Origin of the sequence: Lysinibacillus sp. JNUCC 51 (assembly GCF_015999525.1) — a bacterium.
GTDB classification, from domain to species: Bacteria; Bacillota; Bacilli; order Bacillales_A; family Planococcaceae; genus Lysinibacillus; species Lysinibacillus xylanilyticus.
In genome coordinates this window covers 1,361,124-1,381,337 of the sequence record NZ_CP065545.1, presented here as the reverse complement: position 1 = coordinate 1,381,337, position 20,214 = coordinate 1,361,124, and the positions used below count along the sequence as shown (strand labels likewise).

Sequence of the window (20,214 nt, the reverse complement as noted above, 5' to 3'; positions counted from 1 at the left end):
AGTTAAAGGAGTGCGTTCTGTATGCCACTTAGTATATTTGGTTTCCAAGCTTTATGGAGCCCATACTTAATAGGGGTTCTTGTTTTCATAACAGTCATCTATTTTCTAGTCACAACAAAGTGGCGCAAGGATTTTAAAGTAAGTGAGCCTTTGAAAAAAGAAGAGGCTATTTATTTTGTACTGGCAATGGTAACGATTTATATTATTAAAGGATCTCCAATAGATTTAATGGCCCACATTATGTTTACGATGCATATGGTGCAAATGGCTATTTTATTGTTACTTGTACCGATTTTCTTAATTAAGGGGATTCCTTGGTGGTTATGGAAAGTTGCGATTGAAGCGCCAGTTGTTAAATCTTTATTTAAAGTACTTACACTCCCTGTCGTTGCGGTATTTGTGTTTGTTGGTTTATTTTCTTTCTACCATTTACCTGCAGTATTAGACTACATTAAATTAAACGAAACTTTACACGGTACATATACATTTGTATTATTTGTTTCAGCAGTTTTAATGTACTGGCCTTTGATTCAAAAGATGCCTAATAGTTCGCAAATGAAACCTTTGCATAAGCTAGCCTATATCATTGCTAATGCGGTATTAATTACACCTGCGTGTGCATTAATTATATTTGCACCAAATGCTATGTATGAAACATATACAAATGGTGAAGCATGGCTAAAAGCAATGGAACTTTGTGTACCAGTTTCCACACTATCTAGTTTATCTCTATCAGGACCAGAGCTCTTTACAAATATGACATCTGTTGCCGATCAGCAACTAGGCGGTGTTTTAATGAAGATTTTACAAGAGCTTATTTTTGGTGTATTACTGGGATCGATCTTTATTAATTGGTATCGTTCAGAACAAAAGGATCCTGATAAAATTACTGCTGATGCGTTAAAAGAACATCAAAAGAAATGGGAAAATCAACAACAACATCAGTTGTAAAAAGAAATTTTAATTTGTATAAGGGGTTTTGTAAATGGAATTGCAAATTTTGCCTACTATAAGTACATCATTCATCGTTATTAGTGCAGTACTTGTAGCTATTGGTTGGGGCTTAATTATAAAAAGAAACGTAGAGGCACATAAAAAAGTAATGCTTGCAGCAGGAGTTGCAGCACTTATCTTCTTTATTATATACGCTTCACGTACAGTCTTTATTGGTAACACAGCGTTTGGTGGAGGAGAAGATTTAAAGCCTTATTACACATTCTTCTTAATTTTCCACATTACTCTCGCAACAACTGGAGCAGTATTTGGAATTGTTAGTATTATTTCTGGTTTGAAAACTAATCTAAAGCTTCACCGTCGTATTGGACCGATTACAAGTATTATTTGGTTCTTCGTAGCTATTACCGGAGTTTTAGTATACATTTTACTATATGTTATGTTTGAACCAGGTGAAACAACATCTGTCATTAAAGCTATTCTAGGATTTTAACTACTTTTAGCGGGTGGACAAACATCCGCAGGCCTAAATACAAGCCGATTCCGGACGCAATTATGCCGAGTCATAATTGATAAAAAAATATCTCCCTCCTTATTTTTGAGAAGGTGGGAGATTTTTTATGGATGTTTGTTTAAATAGGGAAACGAAAACAACAACGAGTAAAGGACCAATTAAAATACCGGGAAATCCAAACATTTCAAAACCGATAAACATTGCGATAAAAGTTGTTAGTGAGGAGAGTCCAACTTTATTTCCAATAACTCTGGGCTCAATCATACGTCGAACTAAAAATTGTATGATCGTAAGTGCGACTAGCGCAACAGCATAGATATAATCACCTGTAAAGGCTTTGTATATAGCCCAAGGAAGAAGCAAAATAAATGAATCTAAAAAAGGAACGAAATCTAAAATGACTAGTAAAAGTGCTAAAATAAGTGGGAATGGAGTTTTAAGAAAATAAAAGGTTCCAAAAGCTACAGCAAAAATGCAAATACCCACTAAAAATTGTGCTTTTACAAAACCAAATAAAGCAAGTTTTACTCGCTCTCCAATAAATAGTATTTTTTGATGATAATGAAATGAAATAGGTGCAAATATTTTACGGTTAATACTCGGTAATTCTAAAAGAAACATATATAATACAATCCAATAAACAAAAATATCAAATAAACGAGAAGTTATATACGTAAGTGAAGATGACCAAACATTCAAATTTGTTAAAGAAAGAGCATATTTCTCGATTGAAGATAGAGCCCGTGCTATCATAAGTTGAATTTGTATAACAAGATCTAAGGGCAAATGATAAGTAAAGTTGGAAAGCTTGGATTGTATTTGAATCCATAGGGCTGATAGCTGATTGAGGTACTCTGGAATATGAACGATAAATGTTGAAAATTGTTTCCAGCTTATAAATATAATGAGAATACATAATAGTAATGTCATGCTTGAGAAGAGTAAGAAAAAAATGGATGCGACTATTTTGCGTTTTTTTCGGAACCGTTTACTAATTCGTATGATGACAGGTTCCAATAATAATGCAGTTACGTAGGCAAGCAGTATGGGTAATGACAGGGATATAAGCCAGAGAATTGCAATTCCGATAGCTATAACGATGATCGGATGGCGAAAAAAGGGGTGTTTGAAAAATTGTAACATTTATCTCACCTACATCATGTAAAAGATATAGTTAGTATGAGAAGAAATAAAATTTTTACTCAAAATAAAAAAGACTGGACCACCAGTCTTTTCAGATTTAGCTATTGCACTGCATGCTGTTGCCAATTTACTGTTAACCCTAATAAAAAAATAAAATAATTTCGATGTTTAATCGACATGTATGCAAAGTGAAATAACTATCTAAAATTATGCATGAATTTCAAATGCTTCTAGGTCTAATTTAACCTTTTTTAAGATTTCTTCACATTTTGTTACAAGATGAGCTGGATAAACTTCATCATCACCATACTCAACGCCGTGTGGATAGTAGTACTTACCAAGTACTGGTTTCATTAGTGTTAAGATTGCATCGTGTGCACCAACATCTCCAGATTTAGCATATGAGAATACACGTAGGTAATAACGACCTTCACGAGTATCGAAACGCTTATCAAATGTCATACGCTCGTAATCCCAGCCGCCATCACATTCTAAGCCATTTTTTTTCATGACGCTTACAATAAGTTCTTGATCAGCTGTTAAATTTTCAAGGTTAGTATTTTCGAAATACATCTTTAATCCTCCTTTAGGTTCTCGTACAAAGTATACGCTCATTTTTATAATAGAGCATATTCGACATTGTTGCAATGACAACATTGTGTCAACCCAATTACAATTGATATAATAAATAGAATAATGTGATAAGAAGGAGTCATCTATGAAAGCTTTATTTCGCATTTTTATGGTATGTGGTGCAATTGCGTTGATTGGCTTTATGTTTTTTAATACACCGCGTGAAAATGAGCCACTAAAAGGCCCGAATGCTAATTCAAATATTATTCCCAAAAACGAATTAAAGCAGCCTGAAATGGGAGCAACGACACGTCCAAAAAACGGGATGTCGACATTAATCGGTCAAGAAGCTAAGGTAGTTTTGGAGAAATATGGTGAACCAGTACGTAAGGAACCTTCCTCATTTGGATATGAATGGTGGGTTTATAATTCTGATTCCTCCAAGTTTTTTATGGTAGGTGTTGACAATAATATTGTGACACAAGTTTACATTGCTGGTGAAGATTTAGATGCTTCTCCTTTTAAGGTTGGTCAGAAGCGCGATGATATATACCGAATGACAATTATTGATTATGAAGTAACAGCGAATGTCGGTAAAAATATTTTCGTTTTCTCGATGAGTGAGGAAGATATGCAGACACGACTGCTAGTAAAATTTGATGGGATTTTTGCGCAACTTTATATAGATAGAGAAACGGGTGAGCTACAAGGAATACGCTTTACTAATAGTAAAACTCTTGTTCTCCATCAACCGTATGAAATGACATATCAAGGTGAGCTAGTTATACCAACACCACCATCTTCATTTTTACAGCAGGAAATTAATGCAGCAAGTGCTAAACAGCTTGACGATTTAATAAATGTAACAAGATTTCAACATGATTTAACTCCATTAAAGATTGATGAATCATTAGAGGAAGTTGCAAAAGTGCATAGTGAAGATATGAAGATTCATAATTTCCTTGCTCATGAATCACCAACAAATGGAGATTTAAAAAAGAGATTAGAAACACAGGGAATCGAATATAATGAGGCGAATGAAAATCTTGCGACCGATTATTTTGATGCGATCGAAGCTATGCATGGCTGGCTTAATTCACCTGAGCATCGAAATGTCATTTTAAATGAAAAATATACGACAGTGGGATCTGGAGTATTTTTAAACTATTATACGCAAATATTTTTAGAATCTTCTTCTCAGGAGCAGGATAGTGAGAATAAAGACTCTGAGGAGCCGGTAGAAAATATTGATGAATCATCAAAATAAATAGAAATTTAAGACTGAAGATAAACTTGGCGAAATCAAGTGTATCTTCAGTCTTTTTCATTTTTAACTCCCAAGTGTTTTGGTAGCGACAGCTACATTATGCCGAGGCATAGGCATAATTGATACAAAAAGATAAGCACAATAACCTCCTGCATTTTTCGTCACACCGTTACATACGCCGTCATATGATAGAGAACCGAAAGGGGGAATGAAGCTTGCAATTAGCTGAGCTATTAAAAGACTGGCCATGTAGTGTAACCGGGGGATCTATACGCACAACTATTACAGGCGTCGAGGATTATGCTCAGGCAGTTAAACCTGGGGATATTTTTATTGTACGTAAGGGTAAGAAAACATCGGGAAGTCGTTTTGTAAAAGAAGCATTAGCTCGGGGAGCTGTCGCTGTAGTATCAGAGGAAAGTATTTCAATGCCTATTACCGATCAAAGTATTCCTTTTGTTTGGGTTCCGAATACATCTCTATTTTTATCGTATGCGAGTGCAAAGCTTTCAGCATTTCCCGCAGAAGCATTAACAGTCATTGCGATTACAGGTACAAATGGTAAAACAACAGTGAGTCATTTTGTGAGCCAATTATTAAGAGCCCTACATAAAAATGTTGCAGTTATTGGAACTGTAGGATTTTTCATCAACGAGCAGAAACAACAAACAGTGTATGAGCAATTAACTACATTACAGGCAAAAGAGTTACATCCTATTTTAAAGCAATGTGTACGAAAAGGTGTTACACATGTTGTATTAGAAGCTTCATCAATGGGATTACAGCAAAATAGACTTGATCATTGTGATATCGATTGTGGCGTTTTTTTAAATTTATCCGAGGACCATTTAGAAGATCACGGAGGACTTGAGGCATATAAGCGTGCGAAAAAAAGATTGGCAGATTTATCGAAAAAGCTAGTGCTAAATGGAGATGATAATTTTTGCCGTTCCGTAGGTATATATGATAAGAAAAAATCCTGCTCATTTGGCTTTGATAATCATAATGATTTACATATCCAAATTGTCAGTGAATCATTGGGGAAAACAGTAATTTGTTTACAAACGTCATCGAGTGAGCATATTGTAGAAATTCCTTTTGTTGGTAAGTATCATGTACAAAATGCTGTAGCTGCATTGATGACTTTATGGCGCTTAGGTTTCTCAATTGAAGAGATAGCGGAGCATATGTGGTTATTAAAGCTACCAGAAGGAAGACTTGAGAAAATAGACAATTCATTTGGTATTGATGTGTACGTAGACTACGCACATACTGCAGAGGCATTACAGGCTGTTCTGCAAACCTTTGATCGCTCGAAAAACCTTTACCTTGTATTTAGCTGTGGAGGAAATCGAGATAAGGCGAAACGTTTTGCAATGGGAGCAGTAGCCAGTAAGTATGCGAATGTAATTTTTTTAACAACTGATAATCCTCGTGATGAAGATCCGATTTTAATTAATGAAAGTATAATTGCTGGTTTTACTGAGCAGCAATATTATGAAATCTATCTAGATCGTAAAGTTGCAATTCATCAAGCATTAGCGAAGGCGGAAAAAGGTGATATTGTTCTTGTTGCCGGAAAAGGGCATGAACAGACCCAACAAATAAAAAATCAAAAATTCCCTTTTTCCGATCAACAATGTATTCGAGATTACTTTTTAAATCTTATGTCTAAGGACGGCGTTGAATGACAAAGAAAGAAGCAGTTGCAATAGCAAGTTTTCGTCCAGTCTCATCCTCGATATCACATTCCATCACAAGTGTCTGACGCCCTTTATGCACGAAACGTCCACGAGCAATGAGTTCTTTGTTGGTTGTTGTAGCAATATAAGAGATATTCATATTTGTTGTGACAACATTAAAGCCTTCTGGTACTGAACGCGAAGCAAGTCCTCCCATTGCTGCATCCGCGATTGTTGCAATAATTCCTCCGTGTGGTACCTTAATGGTATTATGGATAACTGGTGTAATGGGGATACGAACTTCACTAACTTCAGGCTCAAATTTGCCAACCATGTGTAAGGCAGCATTAATATAACGTCGATGTATACCTTGTTGTTTATCGCGAAGGCCAGACAATAAATGTAGTAAAACTTCCTCATCTTCAACTGTACTATGTTGTAAAATCTCTGCAAGTAATTGTTCTATTTCTTCTTTAGACGATGGTACCAATTAAAAAACTCCTTCATTTAAAAATATCAATAATGTAAAATTACCATAAAATCTGTTATGATGGGAGAGAGATTGGGGGAATTAAAAATGATGATGACCTCTGACTGGGCAATCATTTTGGATGAGGCAGATGAGCTTTGTAAGATGATTGTTTCCTCTGAGCCTGCGAAAATGCTACAGCAAGCATATGATGCTGTATATAGCGATGTTCAAATAGTCGAAGCTATTTTTGCATTTAATCGCATGAAAGAGCAGTACGAAGATGTACAACGTTTCGGAAAATATCATCCGGACTATCATACAATAATGAAATCGATTCGTCAGCAAAAGCGCGCACTCGATTTAAATGAAAAGGTTTCAGCTTTAAGAATTGCTGAGAACGATTTTCAAGATTTACTTGATCAAATAAGCTTACTTATAGGGAAAACTGTTTCAGAAGCGGTAAAAGTTCCTGTAAGTAATCCATTCTTTGCATCAGGTTCTTCATGTGGTGGAGGATGTGGCTCAGGCGGTTCTTGCTCTTGCTCTGCATAAACAAGGTAATACTTTTTTTAGACTGTATGCAAACTCGGATGAGTTTCTATACAGTCTTTTTTTACTGTGCTAACGACAGCAATAAACCTCAGGGTGTTATTACTGAGGAAAAATTGTATAGTAATTGCATAGGCGTTATAGAAATTAAAGGAGGATTAACAAATGAAGACTTATCGAATTGCTGTTATACCAGGAGATGGGATTGGTAAAGAGGTAGTACCAGCGGCGATAGAAGTTCTTAATAAAGTCGCTCAATTAGATGGCAACTTTGAATTTGAATGGACAGAATTCCCGTGGGGTTGTGATTATTATTTAGAGACAGGTAAAATGATGCCTGATAATGGTATTGAAATTTTAAAAGGTTATGATCAAATCTTTTTAGGTGCTGTAGGCATGCCAGATTTAGTACCAGATCACATTTCATTATGGGGACTACTTATTAAAATCCGCCGTGAGATGAAGCAATCTATTAATGTGCGTCCAGCAAAGCTACTTCAAGGTTTGCCCTCACCTTTACGTAACCCAAATGGCTTTGATTTTGTTGTTGTACGTGAAAACTCAGAGGGAGAATATGCTGAGAGTGGTGGCAGAATACATAGTGGGCAGGATGAGGTTGCTATTCAAAATGCTATTTTTACAAGGAAGGGAACAGAACGTGCAATGCGCTATGCATTTGAAATGGCAAAAACTCGACGCCAGCATGTTACAAGTGCCACAAAATCTAATGGAATAACGTACAGTATGCCTTTTTGGGATGAAGTATTTTCAGAAGTTGGTAGAGATTATGAGGATATAGAACAAGTATCTAATCATATTGATGCTTTAGCTGCCTTTTTAGTGATGAAACCAGAAAACTTTGATGTCATTGTTGCGTCAAATTTATTTGGGGATATTTTAACCGACTTAGGTGGTGCAATTATGGGGAGTATCGGAATTGCCCCAGCTGCAAATTTAAATATAGAACGACAATACCCATCAATGTTTGAACCAGTCCATGGCTCTGCTCCTGATATTGCAGGACAAGGGATAGCAAATCCACTTGGGCAAATTTGGACAGGTAAAATGATGCTTGATTTCTTAGGCTATCATGAGCTTGGTACAAAAGTGCTAAATGCGATAGAAGCAACATTAGCAGAAGGTATTAAAACAGGCGATTTGGGAGGAAAAGCGACATTACGTGATGTAACAGATGCGGTATTACGTCATTTACAATAATGCGAAATTTTAACTTCTCTCTACGAAAGTCTCCCACCTCTATAGATGGTGATGTGAATGCGGTTAAACGTCCAAACATCCGCTGAGGTACCTGCTAATTTTATTGGTAGAGAAATTATAAAATATAAAAACAAAAGGTAAGGGCTGTTAGTAGAAGGCCCTTACCAATCAATGTGTAAAATGGAGATTAGGCTCCATTCCATTATTCTTATTTTTGTAGTAATTCTACAGCAATATCAGGTCGATCTGTAATAATACCTTTTGCACCGTTGTGAATTAATTTGTTCATTGTTGCTACGTCATTGATAGTCCAATAATGAACAGGGATGTTTAAATTATTCAAAAACTGGATAAATTTTGGGGAATCAAGTGTGATTACTCCTAATTTAGGTGGTAACTGGAATACGTCTACCTTTGGATGATATAAGTGTCCAAATTGGCTTGAGAAAGAAGCAAATGCTTTACGAACATCTGATTCACCTGCACCGAGTGCTACTTGATTTTGCGCATATAAATTAAAGCGATCGATTTGTTCACCATAAAAGCTAGTGACAACTACTCGATTCTCAGCCCCAAGTTCTTCAATTAAACGCCATAGTTTAGATGGCATTAAACTTCCTTCATACGTATCTGGTGCATCTTTAATATCAATGTTTACCAACATGTTCGGATAAGTTTCTAGTAATTCACGTAATGTGACAACGTCTACTTTTTCATCTCGATAAGGGAATTCCCCATCTAAATCTTCAAATTGATAACCGTGATTTAATGCATTTATTTCTGCTAAAGTCATGTCTGCAACAAGTCCATAGCCATCTGTTGTACGATCAACAGTATCATTGTGGAAAACGATAATTTCCTCATCTTTGGTTAAGCGAATATCTATTTCAAAGCCGTCAACACCTAACTGTGCGGCTTTTTCAAAAGCAGGCATTGTATGCTCAGGTGCTAAATGAGCACCGCCACGATGTGCGAGAATAATTGGGTGATCATATTGTAATGCTTGTTTACCTTCTCGCTGTTGAGGTTTAGAAATAGCTTTACTACCTGCCCAAGCAGCTGCACTTGCCGCTGCGATTGCAAGCGCAATCTTTGTTTTCTTACCCATATTCGTCCTCCTTAACAATTAAATTAATATAAATAGTACCGGCAATTTCACTCTTTAATTTTCAGTTAGTAAACAAAAAGTTCTAACTAAAATTAGTATTCTATAGCTTGCATAAGTGAATGTAAAACTCTTAGTTAACGTTGTATGCTTTTCCATTATAACGGAAAATTGAGCGTTCTGTCAGCTAAACTCTGTTGCTATCATTTTCCGGTCTATGGTATTCTTTTATGTAAGAAATGAGGGGAATAATATGAACGAACGCCAAGGACTAATCGTTTACGTCCATCAATTAAAACATGCGAAGTCTCTTCGAAAGTATGGTCATGTTCTTTATATTTCTCGGAGGCAAAAATATGTAGTGATTTATTGCGAGCGAGAGGAAATTGAATCAATGACAACAAAACTACAACGCCTTCCATTCGTGAAAGACGTTGTAAAGTCTTATCGTCCATTTGTAAAAACTGAGTATGAAAATGCAAAACCAGATAAAGCGAAAGAATATGACTATGACTATAAAGCGGGTCTATAATATTATGTCAACGCTGGAATATAGTGATGAAGTCTCATTATTCCAATTAAGTATTGATAAAATAGTTTTGATTCCGAAAATATAGAAGAGTGCTTTATTTCTACAACAACCGCTTTTCTATCTAGTCGTTTAATACTTTCTTCAAACAATTTTTGTCGCTGTGAAGGCTGCTCTTCATTAAAAGGGATGCCTTCTCGACAAATATAAATCGGCATAAATTTACTTTCACCGACTGGTTTTAAAGCGACTGCTAAAGAGGCAACCTTTTTTTCTTCTTTAGTGGATGTTAGTATAAAGGCTTGGTGGAAGCGATCTTGATTGGTTCTCACGATTTCAAGTAGCTCATAAACATCACCATAGCCCTCACCTAATTCTATAAATTGTTGTGGCATAAAAACTGCACATCCTTTCCAATACACATAGTATCATGCTGCGGGAGGTCAAGCACATGAAATTTGCAATGAGTTTTTTTTCTATTCTAGCACTAATCATTACCGGAACGTTATTTTTTCAATACCATGCTTATTCGTCTGACTTAGAAACAGGCAATGGCGAATTCCATTATTCACAAGAGATAGAAATTGTCTATCGAGAAAATAGCTTGGATATTCGTCAACATTTTAAAAATTTACCCAACCAAAAAGTGGAGATAAAGTGGCCGGAAAATGCGGTGAATCCAAGTTGCTTTATCGACAACGAAAAAAGCTGTGATCGTTTATCAAAAGAAGTCTCATATTTTAATAAAGGAGAGACTAAATCACAATCTGTTTCATACATAATTCCGATTAAGGGTGGCTTAAAAGATAAAATGCTCATCCAAAATGTTTTCGCCACATTAACGAATGGTGAATCATCTTATTCTGTTGTACATATTTCAACTGATAGTAAAATTGTTGGTCAGTGGATAACGGGCTTGCCTTTAGTAGGTCAGCAAAAACTATCACTTGTTAACTATACAATGTTTAGTGGGTATGGTACAGTTCGTGATATTTATTGGCAAACGGGTAATTTAACAGCACAAGAGCAAACTCCTGTGTTATCTATTTATGCCTCGGGAGCTATTTCGAAGGATTTCTTGAAATCATTGGAGAATTTTAAATTTTTGAATGATCAACATATTGCTATTATTCAAGAAAAGAATCCGGTGAAAGAACATGATGACCGACTATTATTTTTACCAGAGTTAACTGAACAAGCTGTTGAACAGGAAGTTATACTGTCGCAAATAAAGTCGCAATATGAGTTTAAAGATTCACCAACATGGTTGCCGGAAGTGGTGGCATCTTATTTAGTGAACGATACGATTGGCTCAGATAAAGCAAAGAAAATCGTGAAGACGCTAAAAGAATATATGACAACTACTCAGGATGCGGCATGGCAGGAAGCTTTGAATAAACTTGGGGAAGAGCCGATTTCTCCTGCATCAATGGACGATCTTTTATCTGAGGTATTAAATGCAAAAACGTCCTATTTTAAGTTGAATGCTGCCCAAGAAAATGGCACATATCCACTATTATTTGAGGATGAACGAAGTGTTTACGTGAATGACGTTGTGAGAGAAGATGTTCATGTAATACTTTATGAAGGGCAAGTATTATATAATGCTGATAAATTGTTACCTTATCTAGGCTACACTGCTGGTGAAGGTAAAAATGGATATTATATCAATAGCGATAATCGCACCTTCCGATTCCCAAAAGAACCTGGTTTTTATGTATTTAATCAACGTAGATATTCGACAATTTCAGAACCGATTATTAAAATTGCCAATAATTATTATGTTGAAGAAGCTTGGCTACAACGATTATTTTTAGTAGAATTACAAAAAAGTGATGGTCGTATCAATATTAAGAAGTTAACACAAGAACAAGAATGAATTTTTTTGCAGCGGAGGTTCGTCTTTCGCTGCAAAAATGCTTTTATCTTCAAACAACAGCAACAACAATTACGCCAATGCGCAATTGATTTATGGAAAAAGAAAGCACGGTGATTTGCCTATGAGAGTTGTAGCAGGAGAACGTAAAGGGATGCCTTTAAAGGCAATTGCAGGGAACACGACGAGACCTACAACTGATAAAGTTAAGGAATCTATATTTAATATTATTGGTCCATTTTTTGATGGAGGGGTAGCGCTCGATTTATTTGCAGGGAGCGGTGGCTTAGGTATCGAATCTTTAAGTAGAGGGGCAGAGCACGCCGTTTTTATTGAAAAGGATGCAAAGGCGTTCCAAGTACTACAGGAAAACATAAAAAAATGTCGTTACGAGGATTACTCTGAGCTTTTTCGTATAGATGCAAAGCGTGCTGTGAAAGCGTTATTAAAACGTGATATTACGTTTAAATTAGTATTTTTAGATCCACCATATCATCACAAAGAATATTATGACTTAGTGCAGGTTCTTGTCGACAATAATAAAATTCAACATGATGGCATTATTTTATGTGAGCATGCAAAAGAAGTAGAATTACCACAGAGATTTGGGGACTTTGTATTAAAAAGACAAGAAACATATGGCGGAACGATTATATCCGTTTATCTTCATTCAGAGGGTGTCTAAACACCCTCTGAAAATTAATCGTTGCATAGAGGAAGAGGGAGAATAAGTTGTCAGAGAAAATTGCTGTAGTTCCTGGAAGTTTTGATCCGGTGACATTTGGTCACTTAGATATTATTAAACGGGCGGCAGATGTATTTGACACAGTTTATGTTGCTGTTTTAAATAATTCATCCAAGCAACCGTTATTTTCGGTAGAAGAGCGTATGGCTTTAATGGCGGAAGTTACTAAAACATTGCCTAATGTACGTATTGAAAGTTCATCGGGGCTATTAATAGACTATGCCAAGGAAAAAAAAGCAAAAGCGATTGTTCGTGGTTTACGTGCTGTTTCGGATTTTGAATACGAAATGCAAATTACTTCGATGAACCGTTTTCTTGATGAAACGATTGAAACGTTTTTCATCATGACAAAAAATCAATACTCATTCTTAAGCTCAAGCATTGTTAAAGAGGTAGCGAAATACGGTAGTGATGTTAGCGAGCTTGTTCCTACTTGTGTTGTAGAAGCTTTAAAAGAAAAGTATGGTTTTAACAAATAAAAAATAGAGGCTAGGTGCAATACTGATCAAAGCCTAAAAAAAGCGCGAGAAATCAATTTTAGAAATATAGATTTCTCGCGCCTTTTTGATGTGGAATTTTGTCATGGCTTTATTAATTTGACAAAAAATGGATTTAAGAATTATCATAATATTTTCTGCTATTTTTGTGGTTACATCTGAGGAAAGTTATAGGAGAAGGAAATTGATTGAAATCCTCTGCTATGCTTACTCCTAAATCCAGTCTTTTCGCTTCATACTACATAAAATGCTTAACCGTATCTTGACTCTAAAGGTGATTATTTATTTTAAGAAAAAAAGAGCATAAATAGTGGGTACAATGATTATGCTAAGTAGGCGGAATTTTAGATATGGTCGAACGGAAAGCTTGGCTGATTTCGCAATTACGAAAATTTGTAAGTGGATGCTTATGCTTTGCATTGTTAACAACATAACAACTAGTAACGGTAAATATGGAAGATTAGGAAAAGCTGAGACGGTCATTTTAAGACCATTTGTAACTTCAAGAATTGCGGCTATGGAAAGCTCAGCTGTATAGGGAAGATTAGGCAATAGTGAATCTAAGCCTTGTTGGACAATCGTTTGGATGGTAGTGAAAAAAATTATTGTAGTTCCAACTAATAGTATTGTCGGTGCTGTTTCTTTAATACTTTCAGAAAATGGTGCTGTATGCAAAGGCGTATTGTGTATGGAAATGCTAGGAGGATCCGTTTTACGAAATAAGAAGTAACCAGTTATTAAACAACAAATATTAAAACTATGTAGTAAACATAAAAACATCCATCCGAACGTATTACTGTTTAATAAATCAAGGCTTACAAAGCCTAGCACGAAAAGAGGGCTAGGCGCGTGACATACGGCTAATAAAAAATTTGCTTCTTTGGGATGTAGTTGCCCGCTGTTTTTTAAGTAAACAATTGTTGTTGCTCCAGATGGATACCCCCCGAGTGCGCTAATAATGTAGGCTTGTACGTATAAAGAAGCTCTTTTTGTTTTCGTTCGCATAGGAGCTGTTAAACGGAGAAGCCACTGCGTTAAAATAAGGTAGGGTAATAAATACGGGAAAAGGGCCTCCATAAAAAGATTTAAACCTAAATCAGTACCGTTATGAGCAGTTTGTGGGAATAACAAGAGTAATAGAATAAGAACTATGCAAATCGCTATTTGAATTATCGCATACATGTTATCATCTCGTTTCAACTTTTTGTCATTCACATAGGCAAATGCTAAAATCAATATATGTAAAAAAGGCAAAAACATGAACGTATGGTTTTGCGAGCGTCCTAGGAGGTGCTTTTTCTTTGAAGAAAAAAATTAGTATTTATGCAGTGTTATTATTCGTGATTTGTTTTTTAATGTTGTACCGATTAGACGCTTATATCATGAAGCCAGGAAGTGCTTATGATGTTAGTAAATTTGTTAACGTAGAAAATAGCCACACCGATGATAAAGGATCCCTAAGTCTAATGACGGTGGCTATGCAGCAAGCTACGCCCTTTTCATATCTATGGGCAAAGACTCAAAAATATCAAAAACTAATGGATATTGACCAAGTTCGAAATCCATTAGAGAACGAAGAGGAATATAATGTTCGACAGTTTAAATTAATGTCTGATTCTCAATTTAATGCAAAGTATGTTGCTTTTCAGAGGGCTGGCCTTCAAACAAAAATTCTGTTTAACGGTGTTTTTATATTAAATGTCCTAGAAGGTGGTGCTTCAGATAATTTATTAAAAGCTGGTGATGAAATTATTGAAGTTGATGGACAACAAATTAAAGACCAACAAATGCTGGTTGATCTTTTAAAGCCGAAGCAACTTGGAGATAAGGTGACAATTAAATTTATACGTGATACAAAAGAACAAGAAGTAACGATTACCTTAAAGGAAATCCCTAAATCAGAAGAGAAAAGGGCAGGGTTAGGTATTACTTATACTGAAAGTAAATCTATTGAAACAAATCCGAATGTGTCTATGAAAACTGAGGATATCGGAGGTCCGTCTGCTGGGCTAATGTTTACCTTAGAAATTTTAGACCAACTTCTCGAAGAAGATTTAACGAAAGGCTATGCTATTGCAGGGACAGGAGAAATGCTTGTTGATGGCTCTGTTGGAAGAATTGGTGGAATAGACTATAAAGTCATTGCTGCTGATCGCGATGGTATGGAAATCTTTTTTGCACCAGATGATGAAATTACTCCAGAAATGAAAGCTAAATATCCTGAACTGGAATCAAATTATGCTACAGCTGTAAAGACTGCTAAAGATATTGGAACAAAAATGAAAATAGTTCCGGTTAAAACTGTTGATGATGCAATCAAATATTTAAAACAGTTACAGCCGAAATAAGTTTTATCATCGTAACGTGGGGTGATTCCCGTTGCTTTCCTGTAGCGAGCGTCGAATCCCTTCAACCGCGCTTTCGCAGGAAAAAACACCCTAATAATTAGGGTGATATCCTAGGCGATATAACAAAGTAAAAGGATTCATACATAGTTTTGTGTATGGATCCTTTTTTTGCTCTTTGGAAGGTGGATGTCGAACAAAACTTAAAAGTTGGTTGATAAAACATGAAAGTTAGTCGATAAAATTCAAAAGTTAGCGGATAAAATTCAAAAGTTAGTCGATAAAATTAAGTTGGTTGATAAAACGTGAATGTTTATCGATAAAAATTAAACTTCTTTCAGCGGTCCAAACATCAGCTATAGAGGAAATCAGGTCTAAGAACGCAACGTCCAGGGGCAACGACTGAGTGCCCAACATCGTGCCGCAGACGCTACATTAGGGCTTCGCTTTCGCGCAAAAAACATCTCCTGGCCCGAGACCTGCCGCTTAGCGAAGCGGCTCATTGTATGCCCGAACGGAGCTCGACCTTCGCTTTGCCCGAGATCTATAATGTGATGCCTCTATTTTCATTGACATAATTGTTTTTCAACAGCAAAAAAGGATGCTAGAAGAATTTCTGGCATCCTTTTTCGTTATTTAAAAACGAATCGGTGGGGTTTGATAATCTTTAGGAAGACTATACTCTTTTGTTCCGTGTTCTACACTTAAATTGTATACCTCTGCTGCATGAATATCTACAGCAAGCATAGCGTCATCAATAGCTGCAACACGACTGATTAAAGGTAAAGATATGTCTTTTTTATGCATTCCTAAATAGGCTTGTCCCTTCTTACTCATACCAAGTAAACGTATACTAGATGGGGCGTCAAAGCTTTGTAACTGTTCCTTTGTAAACCCAGTATAAATGTGTGTGAGCATACGTTGAAGTCGCGTCCAAGTATAGCGTTTTGATTTAATTTTCTCCATAAAGCTACTGAATGAATAACTCGTTTTCGCTGCTTTAATTAGAGCATTCTCAATGCCTTCTGATACTTCAGCATAGCGTGTAAGTTCATGAGGTGTGTGGCGAATAAGTGTAAACTGTAAAAAAGGCCAAAAAGTTTCCCAACTTGCAAATTCACCATATGTTCCATGCCAATCAGCTATATACTCAAACGAAGATTTAGGGAGAAAATCTTGCACACATTGTAGAGTGTTGGTTGTTGCTAGAGCCTTACGTATTCCTGTGGCACTAGCAATGGTTGCACCTTCTTGTAAAGCGTCATGGTAACCTGCAACAATGCGAGGGATCGTTAAAGGTTTAATGTTACTACCAAGGGCTATAGCAGCTTCAATATAATGAAAACCAAGTATATTGTTTGGTTGTCCCAAATCAATGTATGTTGCAGGGAACTTTTGAGAAAGCTGTTCATAGGCGTAATGTAGACTTTTAGGATAGCTTGCACCGGTTTTAAGGCTTTCTTTAATGAGAGCGTTATATTCAGTGCGATGACTATTAATGAGCTGAAACGTATTCATAAAGGGTTGTATGGAACCATCTTCGCTTCCAAAGGCAAAAGAATCGCAACCAATTGCAGATAGTAACGAAATTGCACCTTTTGCAAAATCAGTTGCCGGTGCGGTACTATAAACGTAGGGTAGTTCAATAACTATATCAACACCACCTGCGAGAGCCATTTTTGTGCGTGTCCATTTATCGACCATGGCTGGTTCACCACGCTGCAAAAAATCCCCACTCATGACTGCGATGACAATATCCGCTTGTGCTACTTTTTTTGCCTGTTCCAAATGATAGGCATGTCCGTTGTGAAAAGGATTGTATTCAACAACTATTCCGACTGCTTGCAAATTTAAGCCCCCTTTATCAATATCATTTGCTTCTCGTTCTTATTTGGCACCTTTTTCTTATATAGAACGGTTTGGAGCAAATACACTTTTTATAATATTTAATTATAGGTGGGTTTTATTGTGGTGACAAGAAATTATCTTGACATCTATTTTTACACATTATATAATCAACAGTGTTGTCTCGAGGTGATTAAACGAATGAAATGGTCAATTCATCAATTATCTAAATACCGCCAAAACGGGATGCCAATCGATGCCTATGTCCAACTGGACGAGGTGATGGAGCGAAACCAGGATATTCGAGCAATTTCGCCCGTTCATGTAAAAGGGCTATGTACTTTCGGTGCATCGCAAATGACATGTCAGCTAACTGTGGCAGCGACGTTAACATTACCATGTGCACGCACGTGGGAAGATGTTGAGTTTCCTATCGAAGTTGAGACAGTTGAAGTTTTCAACTGGATTGACGAGGAAAAACGAGGGGAAGATGACGGAGATATTCACTATATTGATGGTGAAGTAATCGACATGAAGCCGGTTATTGAGGAGTTAGTGCTTCTTGAAGTACCTATGCAAGTGTTCAAGGAAAATACCGAAGGGCAAGTGCATGGTGGTAAAAACTGGTCTTACGCAACAGATGAAGACGTTCAACTACACAAAAAAGCTGACGAAAAAAAAGTGGATCCAAGACTTGCTAATTTAGCTAAGTATTTTGATCAAACAGACGAATAGACGATCTGTAAGGAGGTGCCATCAATGGCTGTACCATTTAGAAGAACTTCTAAAACTGCAAAAAGAAAGCGTCGTACGCATTTCAAACTATCTGTACCTGGTATGGTAGCTTGCCCAAACTGTGGTGAAGCAAAATTATCACACCGTGTTTGCAAAGCTTGCGGACAATACAAAGGTAAAGAAGTAGTTAGCAAATAATACAGTGTTTGCTTACTTAAAAGGCTAGTAGAGAGACCATGGCTCTTTACTAGCCTTTTTGTTGGTTTTAACTTCTTTCAGCGGGTGTCCAAACACCCGCTGAAAGAAGTTAAAGCCTCCGGCGGATGTCAAGGAATCGGAAGGGAGCTCTTTGTGCAAGCACAAAGCCGATTCCTGACTCAATTATGCCGAGGTATAATTGATAAGACGGAATCTTTCGGCGATTACAAAAAATATATAGTGCTATAATAATTGTGTGATACAATTTATCCATCGGGACAAAGGGGGAAATGGTATGGCTTATATAATTGATAACAAAGAAGGTATTATGACGTTTACGATTAATCGAGAAGAAAAACGCAATGCAGTGAATGACGAGGTTATGGATGGGTTACAAGAAGTCATTACATATATTCGAAATCATGATGATGTACGTTTTTTAGTCGTAACGGGTGTAGGGGATAAATCATTTTGCTCGGGAGGCGATTTATCTGAATTCCATTCGCTTGAAACAGAGGATGAGGCGTTTGGGATGTTGGGTAAAATGGGTGAAATATTATACGACCTTGCAACATTGCCTGTGCCAACTATTGCGTTAATTAACGGAACGGCGGTTGGTGGAGGCTGTGAAATTGCAACAGCTTGTGATTTTCGTCTAGTGGCAAGTCATGCGAAGTGTGGTTTTATACAGGGGACATTAGCAATTACGAGCGGCTGGGGAGGCGGTACATACTTATTTGAACGAGGATTACGCCATGATCGTGCGATGAAGATGCTAGTCGATGCGAAGCCTTATCCAGCAGAATTACTATATGAGATTGGTTGGGCAATGCGCGTTTTTGAAGGCTCAAAAGAAGCGGCATTGAATGATTTTATCGAACATATGCGTAAAATTCATCCTTCTGTTCATAAGGCTTATAAAGAAATTGAGCTTCGTAAGTGGCGCGAGCGTAATATGTATGAACGTGTTATGGAGGAAGTTCGTACATGTGCGAAATTGTGGGAAAGTAAAGCTCACCACGAGGCAGTTGCTAATTTCCTAACAAAGAAAAACAATAAATAATGTATAACGGCAGTGATTATAACAAAACATAGTCACTGTCTTTTTTGATTCGATGATTCTATTTTGCTCGCCCATGCATATAGTAGTAAAAAATGCGAGGGTGATAGATTATGGAATTGAAAAAAAGAAAAGATCAATGGACAAAGGAAGACGATGAAAGATTAGCAGAAATCGTGTTGCATAATGTGCAAAATGGCAAAACACAGCTAGAAGCTTTTGAGATGGCTGCTACTGAACTAGGTCGTACAAAACAAGCATGTGGTTTCCGTTGGAATAAAACATTACGTAGTCAATATAGTCAGTCACTACTAGCTGTGCGAAATCAGCCGCAACAATCTATGCGAAGTCATTTGAAACTGGCATTAACAAGTTTTGATGAATTAACAGAAGCGTATCAAAGTCTCGAAGTAAGACACCGTGAATTACAAAATGAGCATGAAAAACTAGTGAAATGGTTGCAACAAGGGTATTCTTTAATGAAAGATTAAAATAAGGAAGCTGACGAAAGTTAAAAGTGCTGTAGAGTGAAGAACTTAGAAAAGAAAATGTAAACTTGAACGAAAACATAATGCCGCACTGAGTGTTTCGACGATTATTTATCTGTACCGAAAGCGAAGCGCTGGGTACAAAGCTCCTACCTTGAAATAGTGATAGCAAATAAGTTTGGTGTGAGATTAATGGTCTGTAAAATCCCGATTGGTGAAGACTAATAATCAATGGGCAAAAAACCACTGATTAAAGTTTCGGTTTTTATATTATCGTAAACACTTAGTCAATCCTGTATAATAAAAGAACCTGCATAGGAGGTGCCTTAGAGATTATTCTAAGGCACCTCCTTCTGTAGAAAGGGACAAAAAGGGTCATTTAATGATGGTCGGTTGCGGCTAAAATGTAATTGCGGTAG

General features: G+C 36.6%; 22 protein-coding genes. 15 read left to right on the top strand and 7 right to left on the bottom strand.

Going from position 1 to position 20,214, the window contains the following annotated elements:
• The first annotated feature begins 21 nt into the window (after positions 1-21).
• Together ctaG and JNUCC51_RS07015 are read left to right on the top strand one after the other, a co-directional pair.
• The gene (gene ctaG, locus JNUCC51_RS07020; RefSeq protein WP_337991397.1) at positions 22-951 is read left to right on the top strand and encodes a cytochrome c oxidase assembly factor CtaG; all 930 of its coding nucleotides are present in this window, start codon (positions 22-24) and stop codon (positions 949-951) included.
• Between the two features lie 34 nt (positions 952-985).
• A complete protein-coding gene (locus JNUCC51_RS07015) occupies positions 986-1,447 on the top strand; it encodes a DUF420 domain-containing protein (RefSeq protein WP_337991396.1) in 462 nt (153 codons plus the stop codon).
• Between the two features lie 99 nt (positions 1,448-1,546).
• On the opposite strand, the gene ytvI is transcribed toward JNUCC51_RS07015, so the two are convergent.
• A complete protein-coding gene (gene ytvI / locus JNUCC51_RS07010; protein WP_337991395.1) occupies positions 1,547-2,611 on the bottom strand; it encodes a sporulation integral membrane protein YtvI in 1,065 nt (354 codons plus the stop codon).
• Positions 2,612-2,818: 207 nt separating this feature from the next.
• The gene (locus tag JNUCC51_RS07005; protein ID WP_337991394.1) at positions 2,819-3,184 is read right to left on the bottom strand and encodes a YugN family protein; all 366 of its coding nucleotides are present in this window, start codon (positions 3,182-3,184) and stop codon (positions 2,819-2,821) included.
• A gap of 145 nt (positions 3,185-3,329) precedes the next feature.
• Between JNUCC51_RS07005 and JNUCC51_RS07000 the strand changes: the two genes are divergently transcribed.
• A complete protein-coding gene (locus JNUCC51_RS07000) occupies positions 3,330-4,451 on the top strand; it encodes a CAP domain-containing protein (RefSeq protein ID WP_337991393.1) in 1,122 nt (373 codons plus the stop codon).
• Positions 4,452-4,666: 215 nt separating this feature from the next.
• Positions 4,667-6,142, top strand: coding sequence for a UDP-N-acetylmuramoyl-L-alanyl-D-glutamate--2,6-diaminopimelate ligase (locus JNUCC51_RS06995; RefSeq protein WP_337991392.1), 1,476 nt, complete (start codon positions 4,667-4,669; stop codon positions 6,140-6,142).
• Here the strand turns inward: JNUCC51_RS06995 and JNUCC51_RS06990 are convergent.
• Positions 6,123-6,623, bottom strand: a complete 501-nt coding sequence (locus tag JNUCC51_RS06990; protein ID WP_337991391.1) for a PaaI family thioesterase — start codon at positions 6,621-6,623, stop codon at positions 6,123-6,125. The two genes, JNUCC51_RS06995 and JNUCC51_RS06990, sit on opposite strands and share 20 nt — an antisense overlap.
• A gap of 87 nt (positions 6,624-6,710) precedes the next feature.
• Here JNUCC51_RS06990 and JNUCC51_RS06985 point away from each other — a divergent pair, with 87 nt between their 5' ends.
• Both JNUCC51_RS06985 and JNUCC51_RS06980 read left to right on the top strand, forming a co-directional pair.
• Entirely contained in the window at positions 6,711-7,157 is a 447-nt protein-coding gene (locus JNUCC51_RS06985; RefSeq protein WP_337991390.1) for a YlbF/YmcA family competence regulator, read from the top strand.
• A gap of 162 nt (positions 7,158-7,319) precedes the next feature.
• Positions 7,320-8,372, top strand: a complete 1,053-nt coding sequence (locus tag JNUCC51_RS06980) for a tartrate dehydrogenase (protein WP_337991389.1) — start codon at positions 7,320-7,322, stop codon at positions 8,370-8,372.
• 208 nt (positions 8,373-8,580) lie between these two features.
• Here JNUCC51_RS06980 and JNUCC51_RS06975 read toward each other — a convergent pair whose 3' ends face one another.
• The gene (locus JNUCC51_RS06975; protein ID WP_337991388.1) at positions 8,581-9,480 is read right to left on the bottom strand and encodes a glycerophosphodiester phosphodiesterase family protein; all 900 of its coding nucleotides are present in this window, start codon (positions 9,478-9,480) and stop codon (positions 8,581-8,583) included.
• Positions 9,481-9,730: 250 nt separating this feature from the next.
• Between JNUCC51_RS06975 and JNUCC51_RS06970 the strand changes: the two genes are divergently transcribed.
• Complete coding sequence (locus JNUCC51_RS06970) at positions 9,731-10,009, top strand: YlbG family protein (protein WP_049668320.1); 279 nt, start codon at positions 9,731-9,733, stop codon at positions 10,007-10,009.
• 2 nt (positions 10,010-10,011) lie between these two features.
• On the opposite strand, the gene JNUCC51_RS06965 is transcribed toward JNUCC51_RS06970, so the two are convergent.
• A complete protein-coding gene (locus JNUCC51_RS06965; protein WP_049668321.1) occupies positions 10,012-10,401 on the bottom strand; it encodes a DUF7147 family protein in 390 nt (129 codons plus the stop codon).
• Between the two features lie 56 nt (positions 10,402-10,457).
• Here JNUCC51_RS06965 and JNUCC51_RS06960 point away from each other — a divergent pair, with 56 nt between their 5' ends.
• From JNUCC51_RS06960 to coaD, 3 genes are all read left to right on the top strand, one after another.
• Positions 10,458-11,885, top strand: a complete 1,428-nt coding sequence (locus tag JNUCC51_RS06960) for an RNA polymerase II (RefSeq protein WP_337991387.1) — start codon at positions 10,458-10,460, stop codon at positions 11,883-11,885.
• Between the two features lie 121 nt (positions 11,886-12,006).
• Positions 12,007-12,567 (top strand): 16S rRNA (guanine(966)-N(2))-methyltransferase RsmD, encoded by a 561-nt coding sequence (rsmD, locus tag JNUCC51_RS06955; protein WP_337991386.1) that lies wholly within the window; start codon positions 12,007-12,009, stop codon positions 12,565-12,567.
• A gap of 47 nt (positions 12,568-12,614) precedes the next feature.
• On the top strand, positions 12,615-13,106 hold the full coding sequence (gene coaD, locus JNUCC51_RS06950) for a pantetheine-phosphate adenylyltransferase (protein WP_337991385.1): 492 nt from the start codon (positions 12,615-12,617) through the stop codon (positions 13,104-13,106).
• A 300-nt stretch (positions 13,107-13,406) separates the two neighbouring features.
• On the opposite strand, the gene JNUCC51_RS06945 is transcribed toward coaD, so the two are convergent.
• Entirely contained in the window at positions 13,407-14,306 is a 900-nt protein-coding gene (locus tag JNUCC51_RS06945) for a hypothetical protein (protein WP_337991384.1), read from the bottom strand.
• A gap of 119 nt (positions 14,307-14,425) precedes the next feature.
• Between JNUCC51_RS06945 and JNUCC51_RS06940 the strand changes: the two genes are divergently transcribed.
• Positions 14,426-15,472 carry a SepM family pheromone-processing serine protease gene (locus tag JNUCC51_RS06940; RefSeq protein WP_337991383.1) on the top strand — a complete coding sequence of 349 codons (1,047 nt, stop codon included), beginning with the start codon at positions 14,426-14,428 and terminating at the stop codon, positions 15,470-15,472.
• A gap of 633 nt (positions 15,473-16,105) precedes the next feature.
• Here the strand turns inward: JNUCC51_RS06940 and JNUCC51_RS06935 are convergent.
• Positions 16,106-17,317: a nucleotidyltransferase gene (locus tag JNUCC51_RS06935; RefSeq protein ID WP_337991382.1), complete on the bottom strand. Its 1,212-nt coding sequence runs from the start codon at positions 17,315-17,317 to the stop codon at positions 16,106-16,108.
• A gap of 198 nt (positions 17,318-17,515) precedes the next feature.
• Between JNUCC51_RS06935 and JNUCC51_RS06930 the strand changes: the two genes are divergently transcribed.
• The 4 genes from JNUCC51_RS06930 to JNUCC51_RS06915 all read left to right on the top strand — a co-directional run bounded on the left by JNUCC51_RS06930 (position 17,516) and on the right by JNUCC51_RS06915 (position 19,798).
• The gene (locus tag JNUCC51_RS06930; protein ID WP_337991381.1) at positions 17,516-18,049 is read left to right on the top strand and encodes a YceD family protein; all 534 of its coding nucleotides are present in this window, start codon (positions 17,516-17,518) and stop codon (positions 18,047-18,049) included.
• Between the two features lie 24 nt (positions 18,050-18,073).
• A complete protein-coding gene (gene rpmF, locus JNUCC51_RS06925; RefSeq protein ID WP_010858320.1) occupies positions 18,074-18,247 on the top strand; it encodes a 50S ribosomal protein L32 in 174 nt (57 codons plus the stop codon).
• A 295-nt stretch (positions 18,248-18,542) separates the two neighbouring features.
• The gene (locus tag JNUCC51_RS06920) at positions 18,543-19,310 is read left to right on the top strand and encodes an enoyl-CoA hydratase/isomerase family protein (RefSeq protein ID WP_337991380.1); all 768 of its coding nucleotides are present in this window, start codon (positions 18,543-18,545) and stop codon (positions 19,308-19,310) included.
• Between the two features lie 110 nt (positions 19,311-19,420).
• The gene (locus tag JNUCC51_RS06915) at positions 19,421-19,798 is read left to right on the top strand and encodes a transcriptional regulator (RefSeq protein ID WP_100545585.1); all 378 of its coding nucleotides are present in this window, start codon (positions 19,421-19,423) and stop codon (positions 19,796-19,798) included.
• The last annotated feature ends 416 nt before the right edge of the window (positions 19,799-20,214 follow it).